This is a genomic window from Kitasatospora sp. NPDC001159 (assembly GCF_053598235.1).
The window spans coordinates 1-2,178 of sequence record NZ_JBSFJV010000253.1 but is presented as its reverse complement, the minus strand read 5'-3'; the positions used below and the strand labels follow the sequence as shown (position 1 = coordinate 2,178).

Sequence of the window (2,178 nt, the reverse complement as noted above, 5' to 3'; positions counted from 1 at the left end):
GGGTGCAGTTCGTCCTGAGTGAGTGGTGCTTCAGGCTGCGAGGCGGAGTCTGTCCTGGTAGCGGGCTTGGTGGACACGACGGTGTTCCTGCTTGAGGTGCCAGGCAAAGTAGGGGTCGAAGTCGCCGTTGCTGATCAGGGCCCGCAGTTTCAGGACGGCTTCGGCTCCGGCGAGTGACCAGCGGGCGCCGGTGATGTCGAGGCGGTCCTTGACCAGGTGGCGGCAGGCGCCCTCGATGATGCCGGTGGCGATCGGCCAGCCGCAGGTCAGCGCGGTGTCGTACCGCAGGTAGGGGCTCTTGTTCTCCAGATAGCCGCAGACCGCCTCGATGGTCTTGAGCTTGTCGTCGCCGAGGACGGCCGTTTTGGCGGCGGTACGGATGTCGGTGATGACCTGTTCGCTGCCGCCGGCCAGCACGGTGCGGGCGTGGGCGGCGACCCAGTCCTCGGCGGCGGTGTCGTTCGCGGCGTGGAAGCACCAGGCGGCTTTCCACAGGTATTCGAGGACGTGGACGAAGTCCACGACGATGTGCACGGTGACGCCGCGCAGTTCGGCCTCGGTGTGGATCTGGTCGATCTGCGCCTTCGCGCCGTCGACCAGGACGATCCAGGTGCGGGCGTGGATCGGGTCGCGCTGCTCGGCCTGGTCGAAAACCGCCGAGATCACACTCTGAGTGTTATCGGTGACGCTGCCAGTCAGCCACTTGTTGAACGCCTCGGGTCCGCGATTGCGCCCGGCCGGGCCGTCGCTGTCGGGGCCCGGGGGCGGGGTGATGACGTCGTCGACGGCCCGGGGTGCGGGGTCGGCGTCGTAGACGGCGCCGAGCATGGCCATGCGCTTGCGGCCACTCTTCTCCCCACCGGACAGCCGGGTGCGCATCTTGTTGCCGCCCTTGGCCTCGGCGGCCTTGCGCGTGGCGTCGGTCAGCGCTTCGGGGCGCATGACGATGCCCTTGCCGTCGACCGAGAGCACCAGCAGCGTGTCCGCCGTGCACGGCTCCGGGGCCCGGGCGCGGTAGAACGCCTCGACATCGACGGCGGCCCGCACCGTGAGCTGTTCGATCTGCCGTTTGCCGATCCTGGTGCCGCAGCCGCGCTCGATCGCCCGCTGGGCGTCGTCGAAGCTGCCGCGCACCGCCTCCAGGGCGGCCAGCCGCCGTAGTCCGTGGCTGGACCGCTCGGCGGGCAGGTTCAAGGCGGCGTCCATCGGATGCAGGTTGGAGGCGCCCAGCGCCCGGTAAGCGGTCCGGGTCACGGTCACCGTGCCGAACACCGTGGCCAGCAGCCGCTCATGCCCCGGCTCGATCCTGCGGCGCGTCACCTGGTCCGTGCCCGTCACCTGGGTCAGTCGCGGCTCGCGTATGGACCGCAGGTCCAGATGGTCCTGCAGCAGTCGTCGCATCACCTCCCGCCCGCGCGAAGCGATAAGGTCCTCCAACTGCGCGTGCGTCAGCCTGTCCGCGCACTCGTCGTGCAAGTCCTCCACCAGCGCACCGAACAGGTTCCACGACGCCGCGAAGGACTCGATCACCTGCTCCAGACCGGCCGCCGAGTCCGACTCGTCCCCACCACGGCGGTCCGCGTTCACTCGGCCGTCCCCACGGTGGCGCGCGCGAACAGCCCCGGCTCCACCTCGACCAGCGTCCCATCCGCCACCAGACGCTTGAGCTTGGAGCGCATCGCCTCGGTGAACCGCGCCTGCGTCCCCATGCCCAGGGCATCGCACACGTCCCGCGACCGCAACGGCCCCAAGGCCGACACGAACACGGACGTGATCCGCTGATAGACCGTCACATCACGCAGTGACCCGCGCACTCCAGGCGCAGGTCCACTCGGCGACGCGACGTCCTCAACGGCAGCCTCCCCGCCCGGTTCACCGGCCAGTACCTCGGCCACCGTCCCTCGCGCGATCTCCAGCCTCGACAGCTCGGTGCGGGCTGCATCCAGCCGATTGGCCACGTCCTGCGCCTTCGCCCGCAGCTCCTCCACCCGCGCCAGCGCCGCCGCCTCCCGGCGCTTCAACTGTTCCAACACTGATCCCACCCAAGGCTCCTTCGCGCCCGTACCCGGGCCGCCACCCCGGCGGCCCCGACACCAGCACCCTAGGAACCCAGCCCACCCGAGACGGCAGATACCTATGCCAAACCACCCAAAAGGTCACTCATTCCGAACTGCACCC

Annotated in this window: 2 protein-coding genes; both read right to left on the bottom strand. The window is 69.6% G+C overall.

Features of this window, described 5'->3' with window-relative positions; translation table 11 throughout:
• Positions 1-30: 30 nt before the first annotated feature.
• Positions 31-1,587, bottom strand: coding sequence for an ISKra4 family transposase (locus ACWC9T_RS41610; protein ID WP_449826218.1), 1,557 nt, complete (start codon positions 1,585-1,587; stop codon positions 31-33).
• Positions 1,584-2,042 carry a hypothetical protein gene (locus ACWC9T_RS41605; protein WP_449826217.1) on the bottom strand — a complete coding sequence of 153 codons (459 nt, stop codon included), beginning with the start codon at positions 2,040-2,042 and terminating at the stop codon, positions 1,584-1,586. The genes ACWC9T_RS41610 and ACWC9T_RS41605 overlap by 4 nt, the downstream gene beginning before the upstream one ends.
• Positions 2,043-2,178 lie beyond the last annotated feature (136 nt).